Raw genomic sequence first — 26772 nt, 5'->3', positions numbered from 1 at the left:
CTCAGCGGAAGAGGATGTTGAGGACGATGACGAGCACCAGCGAGATGCCGGCCAGCTTGGTCGGCGACTGGTACCAGTGCAGCTTGTGGGCGTCCGGGTCGCGCAGGTCGGCCTTCGGGGTCTCCGAGTAGACGAGCCCGACCAGCTGCTCCACCGGCTTCGGCTGGGTCACCATGGTGACCGCGACGCTGACGACGATGTCCACCACGAAGGCCGCGCCCGCGGCTACGAAGCTGGCACCCTGGCCGCTCAGCGGCAGCGCCCCCGTCGACAGCGAGCCGAGCGCGTCCTCGCTGAGGATGGCGACCAGGACGGCGCCCAGGGTCCCCGACACCAGACCGGCCCAACCCGCGGTCGCCGTCATCCGCTTCCAGAACATGCCCAGGATGAACGTGGCGAACAGCGGGGCGTTGAAGAAGCCGAACAGCGTCTGCAGGTAGTCCATCAGGTTGTTGTAGCCAGACGCCAGCAGGGCGGTGAAGATCGCGACGACCGTGGCCCCGACGGTGGCCCAGCGGCCGACGTTCAGGTAGTAGCCGTCGGGCCGGTCCTTCTTGACGTACTGCTGCCAGATGTCGTAGCTGAACACCGTGTTGAACGCGGAGATGTTGGCCGCCATGCCGGCCATGAACGCGGCCAGCAGACCCGCCAGCGCCACACCCAGCAGGCCGTTGGGCAGGGTGTCGCGGATCAGCTCGAGGATCGCGTTGTTGTAGTCGACGCTCGCGCCGCTGGCCTTGCCCTCGCTGATCGAGCCGACCAGGACGCCGGCGATCATGCCGGGGACCACCACGATGAACGGGATGAACATCTTCGGGAACGAGGCGATGATGGGCGCGCTGCGGGCCGCGGAGATGTTCTTCGACGCCATCGCGCGCTGGACCTCGACGAAGTTCGTCGTCCAGTAGCCGAAGGACAGCACGAAGCCCAGCCCGAGCACGATGCCGACGACCGACCAGAAGGGCGAGTCGAAACCGGTCAGGTTGGTGCCCGGCCACGAGCTGGCCTGCTCGCCGACGCTCGAGGCCGGCGAGGCGACCAGCTTGTCCTTCAGCCCGTCCCAGCCGCCGACCTTGTGCAGGCCGACGAGGGTCAGCGGCAGCAGGGCCGCGACGATCACGAAGAACTGCAGCACCTCGTTGTAGATGGCCGCGGAGAGGCCACCGAGGGTGATGTAGCTGAGCACGATGATCGCGGCGAGGATCAGCGCCAGCCACAGCGGCCAGCCCAGCAGCGAGTTGACGACGCTGGCCAGCAGGTAGAGGTTCACGCCGGCGATCAGGACCTGGGCGACCGCGAAGCTGATCGCGTTGACCAGGTGCGCCCCGGTGCCGAAGCGCCGGCGCATGAACTCGGGGACGCTGCGGGCCTTCGAGCCGTAGTAGAAGGGCATCATCACGACGCCCAGGAACAGCATGGCCGGCACGGCGCCGATCCAGTAGTAGTGCATGGTCGGCAACCCGTACTGGGCGCCGTTGGCGGCCATGCCGATGATCTCGACCGCGCCGAGGTTCGCCGAGACGAACGCCAGGCCGGTCACCCACGCCGGCAGCGAACGGCCGGAGAGGAAGAAGTCGAGGCTGTCGGACACCCGGCGGCGGGCGGCGAAGCCGATGAGCAGGACGACGGCGAAGTAGACGGCGACGAGCGCGTAGTCGACGAACTGGGCGTCGAGGCGCAACGTGTCGTCCGCAGCGAGGACCACCGGGGGTCTCCTCCAGGTCACGGGTGTCAGGGGCGCCGGAGCATGTCGCTGGCCCGGTCCCCCTGCTGGGACGTCATCACCCACGGTGGTGGGTGGTGATCAACAGTTGGACGCTACACCGGCTCCCGGCACGCTCACCTGCTGAGCATCACCGGTTCGGGTGACGCAGCGCGAGGCGACACGCGACACGTTCCGTGACGACGAGAGCCCCCGACCCGGTGTGGGTCGGGGGCTCTCGCTCCGTGTAGCCCCGAAGGGATTCGAACCCTCGCTACCGCCGTGAGAGGGCGGCGTCCTGGGCCGCTAGACGACGGGGCCGTGCTGCACGGTCCATGATGCCAAACGCCCGGCGCGGGCCGCGCACCCACCCCGCGACCGGACCGGGCCCGGGAACGACGAGAGCCCCCGACCCGGGTGGGTCGGGGGCTCTCGCTGCGGTGTAGCCCCGAAGGGATTCGAACCCTCGCTACCGCCGTGAGAGGGCGGCGTCCTGGGCCGCTAGACGACGGGGCCAGAACTCGGTGGTGCTGGAGGAGGTGGTGCTTCCTCGCTGGGGTACCAGGACTCGAACCTAGACTAACGGAACCAGAAACCGTCGGGCTGCCAATTACCCCATACCCCATGGGCTGTTCACTTGTCGGCGCCATCAACTGGCGCCGGGAGAGAACTGTACCCGATGCCCGGGAGGGGTGTTGCAGCACCCCCCTCCCCGGCGGGTCAGCCGGGTCCCGGCCCTGGTCCGGGGCGCGCCCAGCGCGGGTCCGGTGGCGGGGCGGGCGGACCGGGCGGTGCCCAGCCCGGCCCGGGCGGTGCCCAGCCCGGCCCGTACGCCGGCGGTGCCCAGCCGGGGCCGGCCGGGTGGGGCGGGTACCAGCCGGGCGGCAGGAACGCGGGGCCTCCCCCGGGCGGTGGTCCCCACCCGGGCGGCGGCGGGGCGCTCCGCAGGTCCAGCGCCGGGCTCACCTGCTCGGTGCGCAGCCGCCGGCGGGAGACGGCCACGACCGCCACGTAGGCCCCCATCGCCACGACGTCCAGCAGCACCACGAGCAGGCCGACGCCGCCGGACGCGTCGTCGTCGACCGTCTGGCCGAGCGCCCCCGCCAGGAGGAAGACCAGCACGTTGTTGACCGCGTGCAGGACGATCGACGCCTCCAGCCCGCCGGTCAGCCAGACGACGGCGGAGGCGGCCAGCCCGAAGGCGAACCGGTCGAGGAACAGGCCGACGTCCGAGGGGGCGTGGGCCAGCGAGAACAGCGCGGCGGTGACCACCGCGGCGACCACCGCCCCGGCCCGGGGTGCCCGGATCCAGCCGGCGATCGCCTGGGTCAGGTAGCCGCGGAAGACGTACTCCTCGGCCGCCGACTGCAGCGGCGTGGTCAGGACGACGACGAGCACCAGCCAGAGGTAGTCGTCGGCGGGACCGTCGACCTCGCCCCCGGAGACCACCTCCAGGACGACCTGCAGGGCGATCCAGACGCCCAGGGTGGCCAGCGCGCGCCAGGTCAGCGGCCAGAGCAGCCGCCAGCGCAACCGCCCCAGCACCGACGAGGACCAGCCGATGCGCATCTGGTGGGCGGCGACCCAGCACAGCCACACGAGGGGGATCGCCACGATCAGCGAGATGTTCGTGACGATCAGCACGGCCGGGTCGGTGAGGTCGGCGAGCTGCAGGTCCGGGACCACCCCACTCACCGCGGCGACCAGCACCAGGACGACGGTGGCCACCGTGTAGACGACCGCGAACAGCACCAGCCCCACCAGCGGCCGCCACCAGCGCCACGTGCGCGAGCGCATCAGCGACGGGTAGGGCTGCGGGACGTCGTGCGGCGGTGCCCCGGGCGGCAGGACCGGCCGGGGCGCCGGCTGCGGGGCGAGCACGCCGGAGCCGGGCACGCCGTACCCCGGCGGCCCGTACCCGGGCGGGCCGTAGCCGGGCGGGCCGTACGCGGGCGGCCCGTAGCCGGGTGGCCCGTAGGGGGCCGGGCCGTGACCCGGCGGCGGTCCGGCACCCCAGGGCGCGGTCATCGGCGGCGCGCGCTCAGTCGGCGGCCTGCCGGCGCGCGGCGGCCAGCCGGGCCAGGGTGCGCTCCCGGCCGAGCAGCTCGATCGACTCGTACAGCGGCGGGGACACCGTGCGGCCGCTGACCGCCACGCGCACCGGGCCGAACGCGTTGCGCGGCTTCAGGCCCAGGCCCTCGACGAGCGCCTCCTTGAGCGCGGTCTCGACGGCGGCCGTCGTCCAGTCCCCGAGGGCGGTGAGCGCGGCGGTGGCGGCGTCGAGCACCGCCCCGGCCCCGGCCTTGAGCTGCTTGTCCGCGGCGGCCGGCTCGATCTCCACCTCGTCGGTGAACAGGAAGCCGAGCAGCCCGACCGCGTCGGAGAGCACGATCATCCGCTCCTGCGCCAGCGGCGCGATCGCCTCCAGCACCGCCTGCTGGTCGGCCGTCGGCGGGTCGGCGACCAGCCCGGCGCCGACCAGGAACGGCGTCACCCGGGAGGTGAACTCGGGCAGCGGCAGGTCGCGCAGGTGGGTGGCGTTGATCGCCTCGGCCTTCTTGACGTCGAAGCGGGCGGGGTTGGCGCTGACCCGGGTCACGTCGAACGCCTCGACCATCTCGGCGGGCGAGAACACGTCCCGGTCCTCGGCGATCGACCAGCCCAGCAGCGCCAGGTAGTTGGTCAGCCCCTCGGGCAGGAAGCCGCGCTCGGGGTAGACGTCGAAGTTCGCCTGCGGGTCGCGCTTGGACAGCTTCTTGGTGCCCTCGCCCATCACGTAGGGCAGGTGGCCGAACCGCGGTGTCCCGTTGGCCACGCCGATCTCGGTGAGGGCGGCGTAGAGCGCCAGCTGGCGGGGCGTGGAGGGCAGCAGGTCCTCACCGCGCAGCACGTCGGTGATGCCCATCAGCGCGTCGTCCACCGGGTTCACGAACGGGTAGAGCGGGACGCCGTTGCCGCGCACCAGCACGAAGTCGGGCACCGACCCGGCGGCGAAGCGCACCTCACCGCGGACCAGGTCGGTCCAGACGAGGTCCTCGTCGGGCATCCGCAGCCGCAGCACCGGGGCCCGGCCCTCGTCGCGGAAGGCCTGCTTCTGCGCGTCGGTGAGGAACCGGTCGGCGTTGTCGTAGCCGAGCTTGGGGTCCTGGCCGGCCGCCCGGCGGCGGGCGTCGACCTCCTCGTTGGTGGAGAACGACTCGTAGGCGTGGCCGGACTCCAGCAGCGCCGCGGCCACCTCGCGGTAGACGTCGTGCCGCTGCGACTGCCGGTACGGGCCGTTCGGGCCGCCGACCTCCGGGCCCTCGTCCCAGTCGATGCCCAGCCAGCGCAGGCTGCCCAGCAGGTGCTCGTAGGACTCCTCGGAGTCGCGCGAGGCGTCGGTGTCCTCGACCCGGAACACCAGCTGGCCGCCGGTGTGCCGGGCGTGCGCCCAGTTGAACAGCGCCGTGCGCATCAGCCCGACGTGCACCATCCCGGTCGGGGACGGGCAGAACCGGGTGCGGACGACGCCCGCCGGGACCTCGGGGGCGCGCAGCGAGGTCATCGGGCGCTCCCCGCGGTGGACGTCGGGTCGGCACCGGCGACGGAGTTGGTGAGCGTGCCGAGCGCCTCGATCTCGCACTCGACCCGCTGGCCGGGGGCGATCGGGCCGACGCCGGACGGGGTGCCGGTGAGCACCACGTCACCGGGCAGCAGCGTCATCACCTGGGAGATGTAGGAGACCAGGGTCGGGATGCCGAACAGCAGCTGGCTGGTGCGGCCGGACTGCCGCACCTCGCCGTCGACCCGGCAGGTGATCTCCAGGTCGGCGGCGTCCTTGCCCAGGCCCGGCAGGTCGGTCTCGATCCAGGGGCCGAGCGGGCAGAACGAGTCGAAGCCTTTGGCGCGGGTCCACTGGCCGTCGCTGCGCTGCATGTCCCGCTCGGTGACGTCGTTGGCGATCGTGTAGCCGAAGACGCTGGCCATCGCCTGCTCCGGGCTCACCTGCCGGGCGCCGCGGGCGCCGATGACGACGGCGAGCTCGACCTCGTGCTGCACGTTGGTGCTGCCCGCCGGGATGCGGATCGCATCGCCCGGGCCGATCACCGAGGTGGACGGCTTGAGGAACAGCAGCGGCTCCTTCGGGGCGTCGCCGGTGTTCATCTCCTGGACGTGGGCCGCGTAGTTCTTCCCGACGGCGACCACCTTGCTGGGCAGGATCGGCGACAGCAGCCGGACGTCGGCGGCGGCGAACCGCTGACCGGTGAAGGAGATCTGGCCGAACGGGTGGCCGTCGATCTGGGCGACCTGGCCGTCCCCGTCGAGGACCCCGAACGACATGCCGGCTGGGTGGGCGAAACGGACGATGCGCACGTCGTGAGGTTAGTCGGCGGGCCCGGGAGCGGCCGCCGTCCGGTGTACGCGGCGGTCACCAGGGGTAGTGGACCGGGGGCGGCGCCCGCCGCGGCACCGTCCGTCGTCCCGGGAGGTCGTCATGACCGACACCACCTCCGCCCCGCGCGCCAGCCGGATGCGCGTCGCCCGCAGCCGTGGGGCGGTCAGCGGCCTGGTCCTCGTCGTGCTGGGCGCCTGGGGCGCCCTCGCCCCGTTCATCGGACCGCTGTTCGACTTCGCCTACACCCCCGACCGGGCCTGGACCTGGACGTCGGGCCGGTTCTGGCTGGAGGTGCTGCCCGGCGCCGCCGCGGTCGTCGGCGGCCTGCTGCTGCTCACCACGGCCAACCGGGCGGTCGGCGTCTTCGCCGGCTACCTGGCCGCCGCGGCCGGCGCCTGGTTCGTGGTCGGCCCGACGCTGGGCCGGCTGTGGGGCGGACCGGAGGGGGCCGCCGGCACGCCGGTGGGCTCGACCAGCCGCCAGGTCTGGGAGCAGATCAGCTTCTTCGACGGGCTCGGCGCGGTGATCCTGTTCTTCGCCGCCCTGGCCCTGGGCCGGTTCACGGTGCGGTCGCTGCGCGACGTGCGGGCCGCCGAACGGCACGCCCGCGGCCGCGACGACGACGCCACCGGACGTCGCCACGCGTTCGCCGGCAACCGCACGGCGGCGCAGGACCGCGACACGGTGGCCGTCGGGCGCGACAGCGACCGGACCGGGCCGGGCGGGCTCTCCTCCGGCGGCGGGGCCACCCGCGCCGGCGCCCCCGACACCCCGCAGCGCTGATCCCGCCGGTGGCCGCCCGGATCACCGAGCTGGTGCTCGACTGCCGCGACCCGGTCGCCCTGGCCGGGTGGTGGGCCGAGGTGCTCGGCTGGGAGGTGGTCGGCACCGAGGACGACGGCGCGGTCGAGATCGGCCCGCCCGGCCAGGCGCCGAAGGGCCCGGTGCCGACCCTGCTGTTCGCCCCGGTGCCCGAGCCGACGCCGGGAAAGCTGCGGCTGCACTGGGACCTCAACGCCACCGACCGCGACCAGGACGCCGAGCTGCAGCGGCTGCTGGAGCTCGGCGCCCGGCCCGTGGACGTGGGGCAGGGGGACGTCAACTGGGTCGTGCTCGCCGATCCCGAGGGCAACGAGTTCTGCCTGCTGCAGTCGACGGTCCCGGCGTGACCGCGGCCCCGGTCGCGGGGCCGCGGCCGCGCCTCACGACCGGCAGTGCTGGGCGTAGGTGAGCGCGTCGACGAGCGCGTGCCAGGAGGCCTCGACGATGTTGTCGTGCACGCCGACGGTCGTCCACTCCCCCGCCCGGTCGGTGGTCTCGACCAGCACCCGGGTGGTGGCGCTGGTGCCGCCGGCCCAGCCGAGGATGCGCACCTTGTAGTCGGCCAGGGAGACCTCGGCGAGCTTGGGGTACCGGCCGACCAGGGCCTGCCGCAGCGCGTTGTCCAGCGCGTTGACCGGCCCGTTGCCCTCGGCCGTGCAGATGACCCGCTCGCCGTCGACGTGCACCTTGACCGTCGCCTCGCTGACCACCGCGCCACCGGCGGTGTGCTCGACGGTGCTCCGGTAGCTCTCCAGCTCGAACAGCGGCCGGGGCGCGTCGGGCAGCTGGCCGCGCAGCAGCAGCTCGAACGAGGCGTCGGCCGCCTCGAACGACCAGCCCTCCGCCTCGAGCACCTTCACCTGGTCGACCACCCGGCCGATCGCGTCGGCGTGGCCGGTGAGGTCGACGCCCAGCTCGCGGCCCTTGAGCTCGACCGACGCGCGGCCGGCCATCTCGGTGACCAGGATGCGCATGTCGTTGCCGACCCGCTCGGGCTCGAGGTGGTTGTACAGCTCGGGGCTGACCTTGATGGCGCTGGCGTGCAGACCCGCCTTGTGCGCGAACGCCGAGGCGCCGACGTAGGGCTGGTGGTCGTCGGGGGCGATGTTGGCGAGCTCGGCGATCGCGTGGCTGACCCGCTTCAGCTCGGGCAGGCACTCCGCCGGCACCACCGGCAGCCCCATCTTGGTGACCAGGTTGGCGATGAGCACGAAGGTGTCGGCGTTGCCGGCGCGCTCGCCGTAGCCGTTGGCGGTCCCCTGCACGTGGGTGGCACCGGCCTCGACCGCGGCCAGGGTGTTGGCGACGGCGCAGCCGGTGTCGTCCTGGCAGTGGATGCCCAGCCGGCCGGTCACCCGCTCGCGCACCTCGGCCACCACCCGGCCGACGCCCATGGGCAGCATCCCGCCGTTGGTGTCGCACAGCACGCCGACCTCGGCGCCGGCGTCGAAGGCGGCCTGCAGCACGGCGACGCCGTGGTCGCGGTCGGCGGCGTACCCGTCGAAGAAGTGCTCGCAGTCGACGAACACCCGGCGTCCGTGGCCGACGAGGAACGCGACGGTGTCCGCGACCATCGCCAGGTTCTCCTCCAGCGTGGTGCGCAGCGCGTCGCGCACGTGCCGGACGTCGGACTTCGCGACCAGGCAGACCACCGGGGCACCGGAGTCGAGCAGCGCGCGCACCTGCGGGTCGTCCTCGACGCGCACCCCGGCCTTGCGGGTCGCACCGAAGGCCACCAGCAGCGCGTGCTGCAGCTGCAGCTCGGTGCGGGCGCGGGCGAAGAACTCGGTGTCCTTCGGGAGGGCCCCCGGCCAGCCGCCCTCGATGAAGCCGACGCCGATCTCGTCGAGCAGCCGGGCGACGGCGAGCTTGTCGGCGACGGAGTAGCTCACGCCCTCGCGCTGCGCGCCGTCGCGCAGGGTCGTGTCGAAGACGTGGAAGTCGGTGGTGTCCACGAGGGTCTCCCGGTGTGTTCTGGGCCCAGACATGAAGAAACCCCCCGGGGTACGGAGGGTCGGCGCGCAGTCGGGGAGCTGACTGCGCGCTAGGCGATGATGATCGAGCCGGTGGTGTGCATCACGACCAGTCAAGCACGGGCGCGCGCGATCTGGAACGCCCCGTCCACTGGGTGGGACGTGTAGTCCGGATGACGGCCCCACCCCCACTGCGGCAGCATCCTCCGCCGGCGGGAGGAGGGGCGATGCTGCCGACCGGGTGGGAGCCCGTGCGCCGGCCGGCCGACGGCGAGCGGGTGGGCTGGCTGGTGCCGGCCGGGCGGTTGGTCGTGCCGGCCACGCTGGTCGGCACCCCGCTGGGCCCGGCCCAGGACCGCGCGGCGGCCGCGCAGCTGCTGGTCGAGCAGGGGCTGCGCGCCCTGGACCGGCGGTGGTGGTGCCGGCTGCCGGACCGGCTGCCCGGCGGGGTCCTCTCGGCCGCCGACCCGCCCGCGGACTGGGACTGGCGGTCCGTCGTCCTGGTCGAGGTGTCGCCGGCCGGCTGCACGGTCCGGCCGGAGTTCGCCGAGCCGGCCGAGCTGCGGGCCCGCGCGCAGCTCCCGGTGCCGGTGGGCGACCTGCTGCGCACCGAGCCGGGCTGACCGGACCCGGTCGCTCAGAGCACGGAGAAGCCGGCGGGGGCGCCGCGCCCGGTGACCGCGCGCAGCAGCGGGCCGGCGGTGCCGTCGGCGACCGCGACGGCGCAGACCACGGCCAGCGCCTCCTCCGCCGCCGCCGGCGGCACCTCCGCCGGGAGGTCCAGCGCGGCGGCGAGGTCGGCGGTGTGCACCACGAGCTCGAACGTCCGGGTGGGCAGGTAGTCCGCCAGCCGCATGCCACCGGCCACGGTGGTGAGCAGCTCCCCGCCGTCCCGGCCGTCGACCAGCGGGACGACGCGGGCGGCGATCGCGGCCACCGCAGCGGCGGGGTCCTCGCCGAGGGCCGTGCCCGCGTCCCGCCCCCGCTGGGCGACGTCCGGGCCGGCCGCGATCGCCCGCGTGGCCCGGACGTAGCCGGCCGCCGAGCCCACCTCGACCGCGGCGGCGGGCCGGGCGAGGTAGGTCTCGACGGTCAGCAGCGAGCGGCTGGTGTGGCCCACCAGCGACCGGACGTCCCACTCCCCCAGGCCGGGCTCCGCCCACCGGTCGCCCACCCGGGCGACCGTGCGCACGAAGGAGCCCGCGGCGTCGGCGAACGCCCGCCGCGACCCGGCCCAGGAGCCGGTCATCAGCCGCCGGCGAGGGCGGCGAGCCGGTCGCCGACCTCGGTGGTGCGCACCTGCGCCTTGGGGTCGCGGGTGGACAGGTCGAAGGCGACCGCGGCGTTGACCTTCTTGGCCAGCTCCGGCCGGCCCAGGTGGTCCAGCAGCAGCCCGACCGACAGCACGGTCGCGGTGGGGTCGGCGATGCCCTGGCCGGTGATGTCCGGCGCCGAGCCGTGCACCGGCTCGAACATGCTCGGGTTGGTGCCCGACACGTCGAGGTTCCCGCTGGCGGCCAGGCCGATGCCCCCGGTCACCGCAGCGGCGACGTCGGTGACGATGTCGCCGAAGAGGTTGTCGGTGACGATCACGTCGTACCGGCCCGGGTCGGTGATGAAGAACATCGAGGCCGCGTCGACGTGCTGGTAGGCGACGGTGACCTCGGGGAACTCGGCGGCCACCTCCTCGACGGTGCGCGACCACAGCGACCCGGCGTGGGTGAGCACGTTGGTCTTGTGGATCAGCGTGAGGTGCTTGCGCGGCCGGGCGACGGCGCGCTCGAAGGCGTACCGGACGACCCGCTCGACGCCGAAAGCGGTGTTGAGGCTGACCTCGGTGGCGACCTCGTGCGGGGTGTCCCGGCGGAGCACGCCGCCGTTGCCCACGTAGGGACCCTCGGTGCCCTCGCGGATGCAGAGCATGTCGATGTCGCCGGGGGCGGCGAGCGGGCTGCGCACCCCGTCGTAGAGCTTGGCCGGGCGCAGGTTGACGTGGTGGTCGAGCTCGAAGCGCAGCTTGAGCAGCAGGCCGCGCTCCAGGATGCCGGCGGGCACCCCCGGGTCGCCGACGGCGCCGAGCAGGATGGCGTCGTGCTGGCGCAGCTCGTCGAGCACCGAGTCCGGCAGCAGCTCACCGGTGCGCTGCCAGCGGGCGGCGCCCAGGTCGTAGGGCGTCGCCTCCACGTCGGGGGCGACGGCGCCGAGGACCTTGAGCCCCTCCGCCACCACCTCGGGACCGATACCGTCTCCAGGGACCACTGCCAGGCGCATGAGGCCAGAGGTTAGTGGGCGGCGGGGCGGGTTCTGCACACCTCCAGGCCGGACGCCCCCGCGAGGAGTGATCGCGGGGGCGTCCGGCGCGGGGTCACGGGCTGGCCGGCTGCTCCCGCACGGGCACCGACTGGGTGCGGCCGGCGGTGGTGCTGTTGTGCGAGAACACCACCATGGCGCCCTTCGGCGCCGGCCCGACCGCGGTGTCCGCGGCATAGGACGCCGGGTCCTGCGCGACGTCGACCGTGGTGCGCCCGGTCGCCGCGAGCAGCACCGCCGGCTGCCCGCCGGAGCCGAACGACAGGCCGGGGTGCAGCGGGTCGAAGCTCATCCGCTGCGCGTCGAGCTCGGTGCCGTCGGGACCGCTGACCGCACCCACCCCGTCGACCGTCCCGTAGGCGCTGACCGCCTGGACGCCGAAGCCGATCCGGCTGGCGGCCGGGGTGAGCAGCGGCATCACCGACAGCGGGACGGGCAGCACCTGCACGTCGCTGTCCAGGGCGTTGGTGTCGACCCGGCCGTCGGCGACGTTCATGTAGCCGATCCACGGCGCGCCCTTCGGGAGCAGCTCGAACTCCCGGTCGGTGACGACCACCAGCGGGGCGTCCAGGCTCTCGACCCGGTAGGTGGTGACCTGGTAGTCCCACCGGCCGTCCCCGGTGGCGTCGATGTAGACGCCGTAGTTGACCGCGGTCTCGGCCGAGGTGAACCGCCCGTGCGCCGAGATCCCGAAGTACAGGTACGGGTCCTGCGGGTCGGTGGCCACGTCCGAGGCGACGCCGACCCGGTCGAGGTCGACCGAGCGTTCCAGCTCGGACTTCCAGCAGTCCGGGGCGGCGGCGGTGGTGCACCGCGGCAGCTGCGGGCTGCTGCCCAGCTGCTCGAAGGCCGACGCCAGCGAGGTGTAGCTGGTCAGCTCACCCGGCGTGCCGTTCGCGACGCCCTGCCCGGTCAGCGCGATGCTCCGGCCGTCGGGGGCGGCGGTCGCCCGCAGCGTCGACGCGGGCTTCGCGTTGCTGTGCACCGGCACCCGCAGCGTCGGGGCCTTGCCGCCGGTGGGCTGCAGCGTCACCCGGCCGCTGGCCTCCCCCACGAACTGCCGCCCCTCGGCCGCTCCGGTGAGCGCGACCGTCGGGTCGCCGACCTTGCGCAGCTGGCTGCGGACCGACGTCATCACCACGTCGACGGTCGCCTTCCCGCCCGGCGGGACGACCACCACCGGCGGGACGACGGCGTACCGGACGCCGGGCTGCTCGACGACCGGCTCGTAGCGCACCCGGTAGCCGGCCCGCTCCCCCGAGGTGTTGGCGACGGTGATCGTCCGCCGCTCGACCTGGACCGGCCGGTCGACCTCGACCACCCCGAACGAGGCGGAGACGACCCCGGAGCCCGCGTCGGCGTAGGCGAGCACCTGGTTGGCCAGCGCCGCGCGTGCGTCGATCCGGCCGGCGCCCTGGCGGTTCGGGCCGTAGGCGGTGCCGGTGGCGGTGTGCACGTCGTGGGCGGCGGTGTTCATCAGGTCGGCCTTGACCTCCTCCGGCGTCCACCCGGGGTGCGCCGCCCGGACCAGCGCCGCGACACCGGCCGTGGTCGGGCTGGCCATCGAGGTGCCGGACTCGCTGACCCCCTGGCTGCCGGTGCCGACCGCCGCGGAGAACAGCGTCACGCCGGGCGCCGCGACGTCCGGCTTGAGGCCGCCGGCCTGCCGGGTGCCGCGCGAGGAGAACGAGCCGAGCAGGTCGACCTGCGCCGGGTCGGTGAACAGCGCGGCGTCCTTGAGGCTGTCGCCGAAGGTGACGGTCACGGTCGCCGACGCGGCGGCGGTCGCGGCCTTGGTGCCGTCGGTGCGGGTCACCAGGATGCCGGGGACGACCGGGTCGCCGGTGATGCCGGTCTCCAGGAGGTCGTCGTCCCCGATGACGAGGAAGCCGGCCGCGCCGGCTGCCCGGGCGTTGGCGCCCTTGGTGACCGAGCCGCAGGTGAAGCCGGCCGCCTGGACCACCAGGATGCGGCCGGCGTAGCTGCCCGCCAGCGGTGCGCAGGCGGTCGGGTCGTCACCGGCCACCGGCAGCGCCAGCGGGGCGGTCACGTCCCCCGGGGTGGTGTAGGCCTGCGAGCGCAGCCCGGGCCGGACGCCGTCGAGGACGCCGGCCGGCGAGTCGACCCGCCAGCCGTCGAAGACGCCGTAGCCGTCGTTCGAGGCGGCCACCCCGATGCCCCGGGGGGCGTTGCCCGGCGAGCCGCCGACGTCGTAGGCGTCCCCGGCGTTGCCGGCCGACATGACCACGACCATGCCGCTCGCGACCGCGCGGTCCGCGGCCATGGCGTCGGCGTCGTCGGCCAGCCCGTAGTCCGAGCCGAGCGACAGGTTGACGACGTCCAGGTGGTCGGCGATCGAACCGTCCCGGTCGGGGTCCATGGCCCACTCGAGCGCCTGCACCGTGACGTCGGTGGACCCCTCGCAGCCGAAGACCTTCAGCGCGTACAGCGAGGCGTCGGGCGCCATGCCCGGGCCGATCCGCAGCGCGTCGGCGTCGAAGCCGGCGCCGTAGCCGCCGCGGTACGTGCTGCCGTCGGCGCTGACGCCGTAGCCGGCGGCGGTGCCCGAGACGTGCGAGCCGTGCCCGTTGCAGTCCAGCGGGTTGGGGTCGCCGTGCGGGACCGGCTGGTACGGGTGGGCGGTGGAGGTGGTCGCCGGGTCGGCGTTGTAGTCGTTGCCGACGAAGTCGTAGCCGCCCACGACCTTGGTGCTCGGGAAGACCCCGGCGGGGGCCGGCGCCTTCTCCGCGGCGGTGAGCGCGGTGTACTGGCCGACGTCGCCGCTGCCGCCGAAGTCGGCGTGCGTGTAGTCGATGCCGGTGTCGATCACGCCGACCCGCACACCCTGCCCGGTGTTGCCGAGGTCCTGCCAGGCCTGGACGGCCTGCACGACGGCCGCGGCCCCCGTGTTCGCCACCTTCTTCGGCGTGATGGCGTGCACCGCGCTGACGCCGGGGATCGCGGTCAGCGCGTCGTAGTCCCCGGCGTCGGCGGTCACCGCGACACCGGACAGCACGGTCGAGGCGGTGTAGAGCACCCGGGCGTCGGGCACCGCGGCCGGCAGCTGCGACGCCACCCGGCCGGCGGCCGCCTCGACCGCCGGCTTGGCCACCTGCGCGGCCCGGTCGGCCTGCGCGGCGGTCCCCGACGCCAGCGTGTCGGTGTACACCTGCGCGGTGGCCGGGGTGGCCAGCTCGAGGAAGAAGGACGCCGGCCCGCTCGCCGGCAGCCCCGCGGGCCGGCCGGACCGCGCGGTCGAGGCGCGCGCCGCGACGGCGTCCTGGAGCTGCTGGAACTGCTGCGCCGTCAGCGTGGCGGTGCCGTGCGTGCCGGTGCCGGCCGGCGCGGCGACCGCGCTGCCCGTCCCGCCGGTGGCGGCGAGTGCCGCGGCAACCGCGACGACCCCGCCCCGGGCGAGGCGGCGACGGCGCGCCACCCGCGGTGGAACTGCTCTGCTCGAACCCACGTGCTCCCCCTGTCCACGGACCGTGCGCGAGCCCGCCCGGGGAGGCGCTCCGTCCCCCCGGTCCGGCGGCCGGCCGGTCGGGTCCGGTCGCCGGGTGCGAGGGAGTCAACCGTTTCCTGGGTCAACGCTGTGCGTCTGCCCGCCGATCGGCTCAGTCGGGCCCGGTCCGGCGCGCCGACGGAGCACCCGGGGCCGGAAGGACACGCGGGTGCCGCGCACCCGGCCCGGACACGCGCGGGGCGGCGCGCATCCGGCGGACACCGCGGCGGCGAACGGCGCGACGCTGCGGAGTTCAACGACCACGGGCTGCCATGGGCGGTGCCGGCCGACCGGACGCCGAGGGCCGCGCCGGCCGCTGGGGTCGGCGCGGCCCCGGGGACGCGCGTCGGGCCGCCGGGAGGGGCGGCGGGCCGGTCAGGCGGGGTTCAGGTCCGCGGAGCGCGCGAGCCGGGCACCGATCCGGTCGGCGATCGTGGTGAGCAGCTCACCGGAGACCGGCATGTCGACGGTGACCGCCATGAGGGCGTCGCCGCCCTCGTTGGCCCGGCCGACCTGGGCCCCGGCGATGTTGACGCCGGCCTCCCCCAGCGCGGCGCCGACGGTGCCGACGATGCCCGGGCGGTCGGCGTACACGAAGAACAGCAGGTAGCCGTCCGCGGTCAGGTCGATCTCGAAGCCGCTGACCTCGGTCAGCTTGGGCACCTGGTTCTTGCCGTACAGCGTGCCGGAGACGGTGATCTCGGTGCCGTCGGCCATGGCGCCGCGGACCCGCACCAGGTTGCGGTAGTCGGGGCTCTCGACGTCGCTGGTCAGCGACACCTCCAGCCCGCGCTCCTGGGCCAGCAGCGGGGCGTTGACGTAGGTCACCGGCTCCTCGACGACGTCGGTGAACACCCCGCGCAGCACGGCCAGCTGGACCACCGAGACGTCGAACTCGGCGATCTTGCCGAGCACCTCGACGTGCACGGACTGGGCGAGGCCGCCGGCCACCGCGGTGAACACCCGGCCGAGCTTCTCCGCCAGCGGCAGGCCCGGCCGCACGTCCTCGGCCACGACCCCGCCCGCCTGGACGTTGACCGCGTCGGGCACGAAGTCGCCCTGCAGGGCCAGCCGGACGCTCCGGGCGACCGCGGTGCCGGCCTTGTCCTGCGCCTCGGTGGTGGAGGCCCCCAGGTGCGGGGTGACGACCACGTTGGGCAGGCCGAACAGCGGGCTGTCGGTGCACGGCTCCTTGGCGTAGACGTCGATGCCGGCCGCGCCGACCTGGCCCGACCGCAGCGCGTCGGCCAGCGCCGCCTCGTCGACCAGGCCGCCGCGCGCCGCGTTGACGATGATCACGCCGCGCTTGGTCGCGGCCAGCTGCTCGGCACCGATGAGGCCCAGCGTCTCCGGCGTCTTCGGCAGGTGGACGGTGATGAAGTCCGACTCGCGCAGCAGCTCGTCCAGGCTCACCAGCCGGACGCCGAGCTGGGCGGCACGACCGGGCTGGATGTAGGGGTCGTAGGCGATCAGGGTCACCCCGAAGGCGGCCAGCCGCTGCGCGACCAGCACGCCGATCCGACCGAGGCCCACGACACCGACGGTCTTGTCGGCCACCTCGACGCCGGTGAACTTCGACCGCGCCCACGTCCCCTGGCGCAGCGACGCGTCGGCCGCGGCCACGTGCCGGGCGGCGGCGAGCATCAGCGCGATGGCGTGCTCGGCGGCGCTGACGATGTTGGAGGTGGGGGCGTTGACCACGAGCACGCCGCGGGCGGTGGCCGCGGCGACGTCGACGTTGTCCAGGCCGATGCCCGCGCGTGCGACCACCTTCAGCTGGGGCGCCGCCGCCAGCGCCTCGGCGTCCACCTGCGTCGCCGAGCGGATCAGCACGGCGGAGGCGTCGGCCAGGGCCGGCAGCAGCGCGGAGCGGTCGGCTCCGTCGACGTGCCGGATCTCGACGTCGGACCCCAGCACCGCCAGCACGCTGGGGGCCAGCTCTTCGGCGATCAGGACGACGGGCGCAGTCGTGGTCACGAGTGCTGAGCCTAGGGGCCGCCGCCGCTCCCGGGAGCCCGGGTGTCCGGCGTTCCAGCAGGTGGACGCCGCACCGGCCGGGGAGCACCCGGGCCCGGGCTGCGCCACCACCGGCGCGGCGGGGACACGCCCGGCGGCCCGGGCGTTGGGACGCTGCGGGGCCGGGTCCACCGGTTCCCCCGTCCGCACGTCAGGAGGACCCATGTCCAGCCCCACCCCCGGACCGGAGCAGCAGCCCTGGGGCCCGCCGCCGGGAGCCGCGGGGCCTGGTGCCGGGTCGCCCCAGCCGGGCCCCGGCTCGCCCTACGCGCCGGGCTCGCAGTACGGCTCGGGGCCCCAGTACGGCTGGGGCCCGCAGCACGGCAACGCACCCCAGTACGGCAACGCACCCCAGTGGGGCAACGCCGCGCAGCCCGGCGGCGGCTGGGGCGACCCGCCCGCCCGGCGTCCGGGCTCGGTGACCGGCGCCGCCGTGGTCGGCATCGTGTTCGGCTCGCTCGTCGGCGTGCTCAACCTCGTCGGGCTGCTCGCGGCCGGCACCCTCGACGTCGACTTCGGGATCGCGGAGGTGGTGATCACGATCGTGGTCGTCGCGCTCTCGGTGGCCCTGGCCGTCGGTGGCATCCGGGTGCTCGCCGGGCGCGACCCCCGGCTGCTGAACCAGGCGGGCCTCGGCCTGGTGGTGCTCTGGCTGGTCACGTTCGTGATCGCCCTGGTCTCCGGCGCCGCGGCCTTCAGCGGGTTCTTCACGCTGGTCGCCGGTGCCGTGGTGCTCGGCCTGCTGCGCAACCCGGCCAGCCGGCACTGGTTCGCCTCCCGGGGCCAGTCCCTCTAGCCCCCCGCACGCAGACGGCCCCCGCAGCGAGCTCGCTGCGGGGGCCGTCTGCGTGGATCAGCGGGCGGCGGTGCCGGTGTAGTCGTCGTCCGAGGACACCCAGCTCATGAGGCCGCGCAGCTCCCGGCCGGTGGCCTCGATCGGGTGCGCCTCGGCCTCGGCCCGGCGGCGCTTGAAGTCCGGCGCGCCGGCGTCCTGGTCGGCGATGAAGGCCGCGGCCCACGAGCCGTCCTGGATGGCGGTGAGCACGTCCTTCATCGCGGCCTTGACGTGGTCGTCGACGATCTTCGGGCCGGTGGTGTAGTCGCCGTACTCGGCGGTGTCCGACACCGACCAGCGCTGCTTGGCGATGCCGCCCTCGTACATGAGGTCGACGATCAGCTTCAGCTCGTGCAGGCACTCGAAGTACGCGATCTCGGGCTGGTAGCCGGCGTTGGTCAGCGTCTCGAAGCCGGCGGTCACCAGCGCGGACATGCCGCCGCAGAGCACGGCCTGCTCACCGAACAGGTCGGTCTCGGTCTCCTCGGCGAACGTCGTCTTGATGACGCCGGCCCGGGTGCCGCCGATGCCCTTGGCGTAGGACAGCGCGAGCGCCTGGGCGTTGCCGCTGGCGTCCTGCTCGACGGCGATGAGGCAGGGCACGCCCTTGCCGTCGCTGAACTCGCGGCGGACCAGGTGGCCGGGGCCCTTGGGGGCGACCATCGCGACGTCGACGCCGGCCGGGGGCTTGATGTAGCCGAACCGGATGTTGAAGCCGTGGCCGAAGAACAGCGCGTCGCCGTCCTGCAGGTTCGGCTCGACCGACTCGGCGTACAGCTTCCGCTGCACGTGGTCCGGCGCCAGGATCATGATCAGGTCGGCCTCGGCGGCCGCCTCGGCCGGCGTCACGACCCGCAGGCCCTCGGCCTCGGCCTTGGGGCGGCTCTTGGAGCCCTCGGGCAGGCCGACGCGCACGTCGACGCCCGAGTCGCGCAGCGACAGCGCGTGGGCGTGACCCTGGCTGCCGTAGCCCAGGACGGCGACGGTGCGCCCCTGGATGATCGACAGGTCGGCGTCGTCGTCGTAGAAGATCTCGGCGGCCATGCGGCTGTGCACTCCTTCGGTCGGTGCTCTATCGCGATAAAGCGGTTGGGGTGGTGGTGCGAACTCAAGCAGAGCGCTGCTCGACGGGGCGGAGCCCGCCGGAGCCGCTCATCGACCGGGGTCCCCGGCCGAGTGCCACGGTGCCGGACTGGGCCATCTCCTTGATGCCCAGGGGGGCCAGCACCGCGAGCAGTGCCTGCAGCTTCTCCGAGGTGCCGGTCGCCTCGAGGGTGACCGTCTCGGTGTTGACGTCGATGACCCGGGCGCGGAACAGCTCCGCGGTCTGCAGCACCTGCGCCCGCTCGGCCAGCGGCGCCCGCACCTTCACCAGCAGCAGCTCGCGCTGCACGGCCACGGTGTCGAGCTCGACGATCTTGATCACCTCGATCAGCTTGTTCAGCTGCTTGGTGATCTGCTCCAGCGGCTGGCTCTCCGCGTCGGCGACGATCGTCATGCGGGAGAGGTCCGGGTTCTCCGTCGGGCCGACGGCGAGGGACTCGATGTTGAACCCGCGCCGGCTGAACAGCGCCGAGACCCGGGCGAGCACGCCGGACTTGTTCTCGACCAGGACGGAGAGCGTGTGTCGGGTCATCGGTTCACACCTGGCTGTCGTTGAAGTCGGGGCGCAGCCCGCGGGCGGCCTGGATGTCGTCGTTGCTCGCGCCGGCGGCGACCATCGGCCACACCTGCGCGTCCGAGCCGACGATGAAGTCGATCACGACCGGGGCGTCGGTGATCGCCATGGCCTTCTCGATCACGGCGTCGACGTCGTCCTTGCTCTCGCACCGCAGGCCCACGCAGCCCAGTGCCTCGGCGAGCGCGACGAAGTCGGGGATGCGCACCGGCTTCGGGGTGCCGTCGGGGTTCTGGGGGTGCAGCTTGGTGTTGGAGTACCGGCCCTCGTAGAAGAGGGTCTGCCACTGCCGGACCATGCCGAGGTTGCCGTTGTTGATCACGGCGACCTTGATCGGGATGCCCTCGATCGCGCAGGTGGCCAGCTCCTGGTTGGTCATCTGGAAGCAGCCGTCGCCGTCGATCGCCCACACCGTGGTCTCCGGGCAGCCGGTCTTGGCGCCCATCGCCGCGGGCACCGAGTAGCCCATGGTCCCGAGGCCGCCGCTGTTGAGCCAGGTGCCCGGCTTCTCGTAGTCGATGAACTGCGCGGCCCACATCTGGTGCTGGCCGACGCCGGAGGTGTAGATGGTGTCCGGGCCGGCGATCTTCCCCAGCCGCTCGATGACGTACTGCGGGGACAGCGAGCCGTCCTCGGGCCAGTCGTAGCCCAGCGGGTACCGCGCCCGCCAGTCGTCGAGCTGCGCCCACCAGGCGGTGAGGTCCGGGGTGCGGCCGGCGTCGTGCTCGGCCCGCACCGCGGTGACCAGCTCGGCGATCGTCGCCTTGGCGTCGCCCACGATCGGGACGTCGGCCCGGCGGTTCTTGCCGATCTCTGCCGGGTCGATGTCGGCGTGGATGACCGCCGCGTCGGGGGCGAAGCTGGACAGCTGGCCGGTCACCCGGTCGTCGAAGCGCGCGCCCAGGGTGATGAGCAGGTCGGCCTTCTGCAGCGCGGTGACCGCCGCGACGGTGCCGTGCATGCCGGGCATGCCCAGGTTCTGCGGGTGGCTGTCGGGGAAGGCGCCGCGCGCCATCAGCGTGGTGACCACCGGGGCGCCGGTCAGCTCGGCCAGCTCGGCCAGCTCGTCGGTGGCGTGGGCCTTGAGCACGCCGCCGCCGACGTAGAGCACCGGCTGCCGGGCGCCGGCGATCAGCGCGGCCGCCTCCCGGACCTGCTTGCCGTGCGGGCGGGTGGTCGGCTTGTAGCCGGGCAGGTCGATCCGCGGCGGCCAGCTGAAGTCGGTGGTCGCCTGCAGGACGTCCTTGGGGACGTCGACCAGCACGGGCCCCGGCCGCCCGGTGCTCGCCAGGTGGAAGGCCTCGGCGATCCGCTGCGGGAGCTCGTCGGCCGAGGTGACCAGGAAGCTGTGCTTGGTGATCGGCATCGTGATGCCGCGGATGTCGGCCTCCTGGAACCCGTCGGTCCCGATCAGCGAGCTGGCGACCTGACCGGTGATCGCGACCACCGGCACCGAGTCCATGTAGGCGTCGGCCAGCGGGGTGACGAGGTTCGTGGCGCCCGGCCCCGAGGTGGCCATGCAGACGCCGACCCGGCCGGTGGCCTGCGCGTAGCCGGTCGCGGCGTGGCCGGCCCCCTGCTCGTGCCGCACCAGCACGTGCCGGACCGAGGAGTCGAAGAGCGGGTCGTAGAGCGGGAGGATCGCACCGCCGGGGATGCCGAAGACGACGTCGACGCCGACCGCCTCGAGCGAGCGCACGAGGCTCTGCGCGCCGGTGATGCCGGTGGCCGGGCGGTGGGCGGCGGCCGCGACCGAGCGGGCGGTGGACTCGACGCCGGCGGTGGACTGGGCGGCGGCCGCGGTGGGGCCGGCGGACTCGGGCGTGGTGGCCGGGGCCGTGGTCTGACCGGAGCGGCCGACGCTGCTGGTGGTGCTCATCTTCGAGGTCTCCCTGGGCGCGGGTGGAGTGCGGTGCGCACGTCTGCCGGGGCGGCCGGGCGGGTCCCCGGCCAACAAAAAACCCCTCGTGCCGCTGGCACGGAGGGGTGGCGCGTCGGTCGGTGGTGACCGGCGCGCTAGGCGAGGACTACGAGACCCAGGACGGGGAGTCCGGGGGTGGAGAGCAGGCGGGCGCGCAGCACGCCCACACTGTGCGCCTCCCGACCGGGGTGCGTCAACATCTGCGTTCCACGTGTTGGGACAGCGATGCGCAGAACCTGGGACGGGTCAGGCCGACGCCTGCTCCGCCACCCGCTCACCGGGCGCCGCGAGCAGCGTCGCGGGCGGCGTCCCGGCGTCCAGCAGGCCGGCGTCGAAGCCGTCCAGCACGGCCCGCAGCCGGTCCGGCGGCGTCGGCCGGCCCAGCAGGTAGCCCTGCAGGAACCGGCAGCCCAGCGTGCGCAGCGCGGCGAGCTCCGTCGGCGTCTCGACGCCCTCGGCGACCACGTCGATGCCCAGCGACCGGCCCAGCTCGATGACGCTGCGCACCAGGGCGGCGCTGCGCGGGTCGGTGCCGATGCCGGCGAGGAACTCCCGGTCCATCTTCAGCACGTCGACCGGCAGCCGGGCGAGGTAGGCGAAGGTCGAGTAGCCGCGCCCGAAGTCGTCCAGCGAGATGACGCAGCCCAGGTCGTGCAGCACCGTCAGGTCGCCGTCGGCCCGGTCCAGCTCGCCGATGAACAGCGACTCGGTGACCTCCAGCATCAGCCGGTCGGCCGGCAGCCCGGAGCGGGACAGCGCCGTGGCGACGTCGGGCACCAGGCACCCGGCCTGCAGGTGGCGGACGCTGATGTTGACGCCGAGCCGCAGGTCCCGGCCCTCGGCCAGCAGACCGGCGAGCTCGGTGGTGGCGGTCTCCAGCACCCAGCGCTGCAGCGGGACGATCAGGCCGTCGTCCTCGGCGAGCGGCACGAACTCCTCCGGCGAGACCTGGCCGAGCACCGGGTGGTCCCAGCGGACCAGCGCCTCGATGCCCAGCACGCGGCGCTCCAGCAGCCCGGCGACCGGCTGGTAGACCAGCCGGAGCTGGCCGGTGGCCAGCGCCTCGGGCAGGTCGCGGGCCAGGCGGGTGCGCCGTGCGGTGGCCGCGTCGGCGGTGTCGCCGTGCCGGCGGACCCGGCCCTTGCCGGCGGCCTTGGCCGCGCGCAGCGCCAGGTCGGCCTGCCGGATCGTGGTGGCCACGTCGTCGGCCGGCGACAGCTCGGTCACCCCGACGCTGCAGGAGACGTCGAAGACCAGGTCCGGGTCGGGGCCCGCGGTCGGGACGGCGCGGTGCACGCCGGCGAGCGCGGCGATCAGCCGCTCCCCCAGCGCCGTCGCCTCGTCCAGGTCCGCGCCGACCAGCACCGCGAACTCGTCGCCGCCGAGCCGGCCGACCAGGTCGACGTCGCGGACGGTGACCCGCAACCGCTCGGCCACCTCGACCAGCAGGAGGTCGCCGGCCTCGTGGCCGGCCACGTCGTTGACCGCCTTGAAGCCGTCGAGGTCCAGCATCAGCAGGCACGAGGGGGCGCCGCGCTGGGCGCGGCCGCGGGCGGTGGCCAGCGCCTCCATCAGCCGGGCGCGGTTGGGCAGGCCGGTGAGGTAGTCGGTGTAGGCCAGCCGCTCCAGCTCCTGCCGGCTGCTGCGCCGGCCGTCGACGTCGCGCAGGTGCAGTACGAGCCCGGCGTCCGCGCCCGCCTGCCGCAGGGCCGCACCGGTCACGACGTGCACGATCTCGAAGGCGCGCCACCCCCCGTCCCGGGTGCGCAGCCGGAAGCCCTCCCCGCGCGCCGCGCCCGGCTCCCCGGCCCGGTCGAGCGCGCGCAGCAGGTCGCCCCGGTCGTCGGGGTGCACGTTGCCGACCAGCGGGCGCCCCTGGAGCTCGCGCGCCGTCCAGTTGGCCGGCGTGCGACCCGCGCTGGAGACCCAGGTGAAGCGGTGCTCCGCGTCGAGCACGATGGTCAGGTCGGCGCCGGTGTCGACGAGCGCGCGGAAGTAGCTCTCGGTGCGCTGCACCTGGCGGGTCAGCCGGGCGGTGTCGGCCGCCCAGAGCAGGGTGCGCAGCAGGGTGAGCACCAGCAGCGCGACGGTCGCCGCGGACTCGACCGCGCCGACCGGCCGGCCGGCGGCCCAGCCGGCCATCAGCAGCACCACGACGCCGAAGGCCAGGCAGTAGCTGACCACCACCCCGGCCAGCGGCATGGCGGCCGGCTCGCGCTCCTCGCCGGGGCGGCGGGGACCGGGGTGGCTGGCGAGGGCCCGGGCGCCCGCGCCGAGCACCGCCAGGTAGGCCGTCGAGGTCACCAGGTCCAGCACCGGCGCCGGGTGCACCGCAGCCAGCGAGCCGCTGGCGAGGACGACGGCCAGCGCGGCGAAGCACAGCAGCAGCCAGCCGGCCGAGGCCCGGCGGGCCGGCCCGACGCCGGCGAAGGTCACCAGCCCGACGGCCAGCAGCACGGCGGTCACGGCCGGGTAGCCGACGGTCAGCAGCGGATCGGTCGCCGGCGCGGCGGGCACGAGGAACTCGACGAGCACGCCGAGCGCGAGCAGCGCGACGGTCGCGTCCAGCACCACCGGGGCGCGCAGCCGGCCGCCGCTGCCCCGGACCAGCTGGGCGCACAGCAGCACGGTGGCCGGGCCGGTGGCGGCCAGCACCAGGTCGGCAGGGCCGGTAGCGACCGGGTCGACCCCGGCGCCGAGCAGGCCCCGGACCAGCTGGCCGAGCGCCAGCATGCCGAGGACGACGACGGAGGAACGCCACACGGGCCGCGCCGCGGCGTCCAGCCGGCGGGCGTGCCGGGCGGCCAGGACGGCGACGGCCGCGGTGGCCCCGCTGAGCACGACCGGCCCGCCGTGCGCCGACCAGCCGGGCACCAGCAGGACCGCGGCACCCCCGGCCCCGGCCAGCGCGGCCAGGCCGGCGGTCAGCCGCCCGGTCCGCCAGCGCGCGTCGTCGTCGGGGCCCTGGGCGGTGCCGGTCACCGGGCGCCGACCCGGCCGGCCAGGCCGGGCCACAGCAGCCCGGCGTTGTCGACCAGCAGCGTGCGCAGCGCCGGCAGCGGCAGCGGCCGGGCCAGCAGGAAGCCCTGGGCGGCGGTGCAGCCGGCGGCCTGGACGGCGGCCAGCTGGCTGGTCGACTCGATGCCCTCGGCGACGACGTCCATGCCGAGCCCGTCGGCCAGCCGGACCACCGACTCGCACAGCGCGCGCACCACGGCGTCCCGGTCGATCCGGGCCAGGAAACCGGGGTCGAGCTTCACCACGTCGACCGGTACCCGGGCGAGCTGCGGCAGCGCGGCCCAGCCGCGGCCCAGGTCGTCGAGCGCGACCCGCACGCCCATCAGCCGCAGCGCGGCGACGTCGGCGGCGACCGCGTCGGCGGCGGCGCCCTCGGTCAGCAGCGCCGACTCGGTGATCTCGATCTGCAGCCGCTGCGCGGGCAGGCCGCTCGCCCGCAGCGCGGCGCCGACGTCGCCGACGAGGGTGCCGGCGGCCAGGTGCCGCACGGAGACGTTGACGGCCAGCGTCAGCGGGCCCTCGACCTCCGGGAGGGTCAGCGCGTCGCGGGTGGTCTCGGCGAACACCCAGCGCTGCAGGTCGAGCACGAGGCCCGCCTGCTCGGCGACCGGGAGGAACTCCTCGGGCAGCACCTCGCCCAGGGTGGGGTGCTGCCAGCGCAGCAGCGCCTCGACCCCGGTCACCCGGGAGTCGGCGAGCGCGACCACGGGCTGCCAGACGACGCTCAGCTCGCCGCGCTCGCGGGCGCCGACCAGGTCGCGCCGCAGCGCCTCGCGGCGGTCGCGGGCGGCGCCGAGCTCCAGGCGCCAGCGGCGCACCGCCCCCGGCCCGGCCGTGCGGGCGTCGGCGACGGCGAGCTCGGCGCGGTCGACGGCGTCCGCGGCGGTCAGCCCGGCGGTCAGCGGCACGAGGCCGACGACGGCGGTGAGGTCCAGCAGGCCCAGCTCGGTGACCAGCGGCTGCTCGATGGCCGACAGGCAGCGGGCGGCCAGCCGGTCGAGCTCGTCGTCGGCCCCCTCCGCCAGCACGCCGAACAGCTCGGTGCCGACCCGGGCGACCTGGTCGTCGCCGCGCACGGTCGCGCGCAGCCGCCGGGCCACCTCGGTCAGGGCCACCTCGCCGACGTCGCGGCCGGCGTCGGCCTGCGCCTCGCGCAGGCCGCACAGCTCGAGCACCAGCAGCCCGCCGCCGGCGGCGGGCGCCGGCTGCGCGAGCCGGGCGGTCAGCGCCGCGGTCTGCGCGGCGCGGTTGGGCAGCCCGGTCAGCGGGTCGGTGAAGGCCAGGGACCGCAGCTCGCCCTCGCGGTGCAGCCGGGCGGTGACGTCGCGGCAGTGCAGCACCAGGGCGCGCACGTCGGCGTCGTCGCGCAGGTCGGTCACCCCCGCCTCGAGCACGCGCCAGGAGCCGGTGCCGCCGGGGAGCCGGAAGGTGCGCAGCCCGGTGGGGGCCGCGCCGGTCAGCCAGTCGCGCACCGCGGCGGCGTCGTCCGGGTGGACGGCGTCCGGCAGCGGGGCGCCGGTGAGCGCCGGGCCGCCCGCCAGCGACGGCGGGGCCCAGGTGACGGTCAGGTCGGGGTCGAGGATGAGCACCGCGTCGGTGCTGGCGCGCACCAGCGAGCGGAAGTAGGCCTCGCTGCTGCGCAGCCGGGTCGCGACCCGGGCCTCGTGCCGGGCGCTGAGCACCCGGTGCACGGCGGTGAGCACGACGGCGGCGGACGCCGCCAGCGCGGCGACCCCGGTGGGGGCGGCCCCGAGCAGCGCGGCGCCGGCGTAGAGCAGCACCGCGGCCGCCATCACCAGGTGCGGCAGCAGCTGGCCGGCCAGACCCGGCCCGGTCCGCCGGGTGACGGCCGCCCGGCCCGGGTCGCGCCGCGCGGCCAGGGACAGCAGGAGAAGCGCCGCCAGCTGGGCGGCGGGGACGAGGACGGCGAGGCCGGGCACGTCGCGCTGCGCGCCGACCACGGCCAGCCCGTGCGCGGTGGCCTCGGCGCCGGCCGCGGCCAGCAGCAGCGCACCGGAGGTCCGCCGGGGTCCGGCGGACACGGTGACCACCACCAGCACGGCGGTCAGCAGCACGGCAGTGGCGCCGCAGGAGAGCTCGAGGGCGAGGCGGGAGACGGGCGGGGAGCCGTCGCCGTGCAGCGCGGGGCCGACGACCAGCACCTGGCCGAGGACGACGGTGGCGCTGCCGAAGAGCGCGGTGCCGGTGAGCAGCCGGCCGCCGGCGCGGCGGAGGGCGGCCCCGCTGGGCAGGGTCAGCACGCCGGCGAGGGCGAGCAGCAGCGCCGGCAGGGGCACCAGCAGCCGGGCGGGGGCCAGCAGCACGCCGCTCGGCCCGGGCCACAGCCACTGGGCGAGGGCGTGGGACAGCACGCCGACGACCACCGCGACGGCCAGCAGCGTCCACCCGCGCAGACCGCGGCAGACCCGGCGGCCGCGGCGCCAGAGGACGCCGGCGGTGAGCACGGCGGCGAGCAGCAGCAGGAGGTCGGCGGCGAGCGGGCTGGTGCCACCGGCCGCCCCGGTCAGCGCCGGTGCGGCCGGCAACCACCCCGCGGCGGCGTACCGGCGTCTCTGCTCCACCCCGGAGATGTCGGCCGCCGGGGCCCCCGACCGCA

General features: G+C 75.0%; 18 protein-coding genes and 3 tRNA genes. 4 read left to right on the top strand and 17 right to left on the bottom strand.

Annotated features, from left to right (window positions below):
- Window position 1 precedes the first annotated feature (1 nt).
- The 7 genes from AB0J00_RS05375 to AB0J00_RS05345 form a co-directional block, all read right to left on the bottom strand.
- Entirely contained in the window at window positions 2–1705 is a 1704-nt protein-coding gene (locus AB0J00_RS05375; protein ID WP_357741218.1) for a sodium:solute symporter family protein, read from the bottom strand.
- Window positions 1706–1950: 245 nt separating this feature from the next.
- Window positions 1951–2023, bottom strand: a tRNA-Glu gene (locus AB0J00_RS05370).
- 122 nt (window positions 2024–2145) lie between these two features.
- Window positions 2146–2218, bottom strand: a tRNA-Glu gene (locus tag AB0J00_RS05365).
- Window positions 2219–2255: 37 nt separating this feature from the next.
- Window positions 2256–2327: transfer RNA gene (locus tag AB0J00_RS05360), tRNA-Gln, on the bottom strand.
- A gap of 95 nt (window positions 2328–2422) precedes the next feature.
- Complete coding sequence (locus tag AB0J00_RS05355) at window positions 2423–3730, bottom strand: type II CAAX endopeptidase family protein (protein ID WP_357741215.1); 1308 nt, start codon at window positions 3728–3730, stop codon at window positions 2423–2425.
- Window positions 3731–3743: 13 nt separating this feature from the next.
- The gene (gltX, locus tag AB0J00_RS05350; RefSeq protein WP_357741212.1) at window positions 3744–5246 is read right to left on the bottom strand and encodes a glutamate--tRNA ligase; all 1503 of its coding nucleotides are present in this window, start codon (window positions 5244–5246) and stop codon (window positions 3744–3746) included.
- The gene (locus AB0J00_RS05345; RefSeq protein WP_357741209.1) at window positions 5243–6055 is read right to left on the bottom strand and encodes a fumarylacetoacetate hydrolase family protein; all 813 of its coding nucleotides are present in this window, start codon (window positions 6053–6055) and stop codon (window positions 5243–5245) included. Before AB0J00_RS05345 ends, gltX begins: the two co-directional genes overlap by 4 nt.
- A 121-nt stretch (window positions 6056–6176) precedes the next feature.
- On the opposite strand from AB0J00_RS05345, the gene AB0J00_RS05340 reads away from it, so the two are divergent.
- Together AB0J00_RS05340 and AB0J00_RS05335 are read left to right on the top strand one after the other, a co-directional pair.
- Complete coding sequence (locus AB0J00_RS05340) at window positions 6177–6860, top strand: hypothetical protein (protein ID WP_357741206.1); 684 nt, start codon at window positions 6177–6179, stop codon at window positions 6858–6860.
- Window positions 6861–6868: 8 nt separating this feature from the next.
- The gene (locus AB0J00_RS05335) at window positions 6869–7246 is read left to right on the top strand and encodes a VOC family protein (protein WP_357741204.1); all 378 of its coding nucleotides are present in this window, start codon (window positions 6869–6871) and stop codon (window positions 7244–7246) included.
- Between the two features lie 33 nt (window positions 7247–7279).
- On the opposite strand, the gene cimA is transcribed toward AB0J00_RS05335, so the two are convergent.
- Window positions 7280–8854 carry a citramalate synthase gene (gene cimA, locus AB0J00_RS05330; RefSeq protein ID WP_357741201.1) on the bottom strand — a complete coding sequence of 525 codons (1575 nt, stop codon included), beginning with the start codon at window positions 8852–8854 and terminating at the stop codon, window positions 7280–7282.
- 245 nt (window positions 8855–9099) lie between these two features.
- Here cimA and AB0J00_RS05325 point away from each other — a divergent pair, with 245 nt between their 5' ends.
- Entirely contained in the window at window positions 9100–9495 is a 396-nt protein-coding gene (locus tag AB0J00_RS05325; protein ID WP_357741198.1) for a hypothetical protein, read from the top strand.
- A 14-nt stretch (window positions 9496–9509) separates the two neighbouring features.
- Here AB0J00_RS05325 and AB0J00_RS05320 read toward each other — a convergent pair whose 3' ends face one another.
- From AB0J00_RS05320 to serA, 4 genes are all read right to left on the bottom strand, one after another.
- Window positions 9510–10121 carry a maleylpyruvate isomerase N-terminal domain-containing protein gene (locus tag AB0J00_RS05320; RefSeq protein WP_357741195.1) on the bottom strand — a complete coding sequence of 204 codons (612 nt, stop codon included), beginning with the start codon at window positions 10119–10121 and terminating at the stop codon, window positions 9510–9512.
- On the bottom strand, window positions 10121–11143 hold the full coding sequence (locus AB0J00_RS05315; protein ID WP_357741192.1) for a 3-isopropylmalate dehydrogenase: 1023 nt from the start codon (window positions 11141–11143) through the stop codon (window positions 10121–10123). Before AB0J00_RS05315 ends, AB0J00_RS05320 begins: the two co-directional genes overlap by 1 nt.
- Window positions 11144–11237: 94 nt before the next feature.
- On the bottom strand, window positions 11238–14618 hold the full coding sequence (locus AB0J00_RS05310) for a S8 family serine peptidase (RefSeq protein ID WP_357741189.1): 3381 nt from the start codon (window positions 14616–14618) through the stop codon (window positions 11238–11240).
- Between the two features lie 444 nt (window positions 14619–15062).
- Window positions 15063–16664 carry a phosphoglycerate dehydrogenase gene (serA, locus tag AB0J00_RS05305; protein WP_357741187.1) on the bottom strand — a complete coding sequence of 534 codons (1602 nt, stop codon included), beginning with the start codon at window positions 16662–16664 and terminating at the stop codon, window positions 15063–15065.
- A 202-nt stretch (window positions 16665–16866) separates the two neighbouring features.
- Here serA and AB0J00_RS05300 point away from each other — a divergent pair, with 202 nt between their 5' ends.
- Window positions 16867–17499, top strand: a complete 633-nt coding sequence (locus AB0J00_RS05300; RefSeq protein ID WP_357741184.1) for a hypothetical protein — start codon at window positions 16867–16869, stop codon at window positions 17497–17499.
- 57 nt (window positions 17500–17556) lie between these two features.
- Here the strand turns inward: AB0J00_RS05300 and ilvC are convergent, their stop codons facing one another.
- From ilvC to AB0J00_RS05275, 5 genes are all read right to left on the bottom strand, one after another.
- A complete protein-coding gene (gene ilvC, locus AB0J00_RS05295; protein ID WP_357741181.1) occupies window positions 17557–18582 on the bottom strand; it encodes a ketol-acid reductoisomerase in 1026 nt (341 codons plus the stop codon).
- Between the two features lie 64 nt (window positions 18583–18646).
- Window positions 18647–19174 (bottom strand): acetolactate synthase small subunit, encoded by a 528-nt coding sequence (gene ilvN, locus AB0J00_RS05290; RefSeq protein WP_357741178.1) that lies wholly within the window; start codon window positions 19172–19174, stop codon window positions 18647–18649.
- 4 nt (window positions 19175–19178) lie between these two features.
- Window positions 19179–21095 carry an acetolactate synthase large subunit gene (locus AB0J00_RS05285; protein WP_357741175.1) on the bottom strand — a complete coding sequence of 639 codons (1917 nt, stop codon included), beginning with the start codon at window positions 21093–21095 and terminating at the stop codon, window positions 19179–19181.
- A 288-nt stretch (window positions 21096–21383) separates the two neighbouring features.
- Complete coding sequence (locus AB0J00_RS05280; protein ID WP_357741173.1) at window positions 21384–24119, bottom strand: EAL domain-containing protein; 2736 nt, start codon at window positions 24117–24119, stop codon at window positions 21384–21386.
- Window positions 24116–26737 carry an EAL domain-containing protein gene (locus AB0J00_RS05275; protein WP_357741170.1) on the bottom strand — a complete coding sequence of 874 codons (2622 nt, stop codon included), beginning with the start codon at window positions 26735–26737 and terminating at the stop codon, window positions 24116–24118. The genes AB0J00_RS05280 and AB0J00_RS05275 overlap by 4 nt, the downstream gene beginning before the upstream one ends.
- Window positions 26738–26772: the final 35 nt, after the last annotated feature.

It is taken from the genome of Modestobacter sp. NPDC049651 (genome assembly GCF_040659695.1).
Lineage (GTDB): Bacteria > Actinomycetota > Actinomycetes > Mycobacteriales > Geodermatophilaceae > Modestobacter.
The sequence above is the reverse complement of the archived record's forward strand: the minus strand, read 5'-3'. Positions and strand labels throughout refer to the sequence as shown.

Coding starts and splice junctions, on each gene's coding strand:
- AB0J00_RS05315 (WP_357741192.1), bottom strand. CDS start 11,143: ATGCGCCTGGCAGTGGTCCCTGGAGACGGTATCGGTCCCGAGGTGGTG.
- AB0J00_RS05355 (WP_357741215.1), bottom strand. CDS start 3,730: ATGACCGCGCCCTGGGGTGCCGGACCGCCGCCGGGTCACGGCCCGGCC.
- AB0J00_RS05320 (WP_357741195.1), bottom strand. CDS start 10,121: ATGACCGGCTCCTGGGCCGGGTCGCGGCGGGCGTTCGCCGACGCCGCG.
- AB0J00_RS05300 (WP_357741184.1), top strand. CDS start 16,867: ATGTCCAGCCCCACCCCCGGACCGGAGCAGCAGCCCTGGGGCCCGCCG.
- gltX (WP_357741212.1), bottom strand. CDS start 5,246: ATGACCTCGCTGCGCGCCCCCGAGGTCCCGGCGGGCGTCGTCCGCACC.
- AB0J00_RS05325 (WP_357741198.1), top strand. CDS start 9,100: ATGCTGCCGACCGGGTGGGAGCCCGTGCGCCGGCCGGCCGACGGCGAG.
- ilvN (WP_357741178.1), bottom strand. CDS start 19,174: ATGACCCGACACACGCTCTCCGTCCTGGTCGAGAACAAGTCCGGCGTG.
- AB0J00_RS05285 (WP_357741175.1), bottom strand. CDS start 21,095: ATGAGCACCACCAGCAGCGTCGGCCGCTCCGGTCAGACCACGGCCCCG.
- ilvC (WP_357741181.1), bottom strand. CDS start 18,582: ATGGCCGCCGAGATCTTCTACGACGACGACGCCGACCTGTCGATCATC.
- AB0J00_RS05340 (WP_357741206.1), top strand. CDS start 6,177: ATGACCGACACCACCTCCGCCCCGCGCGCCAGCCGGATGCGCGTCGCC.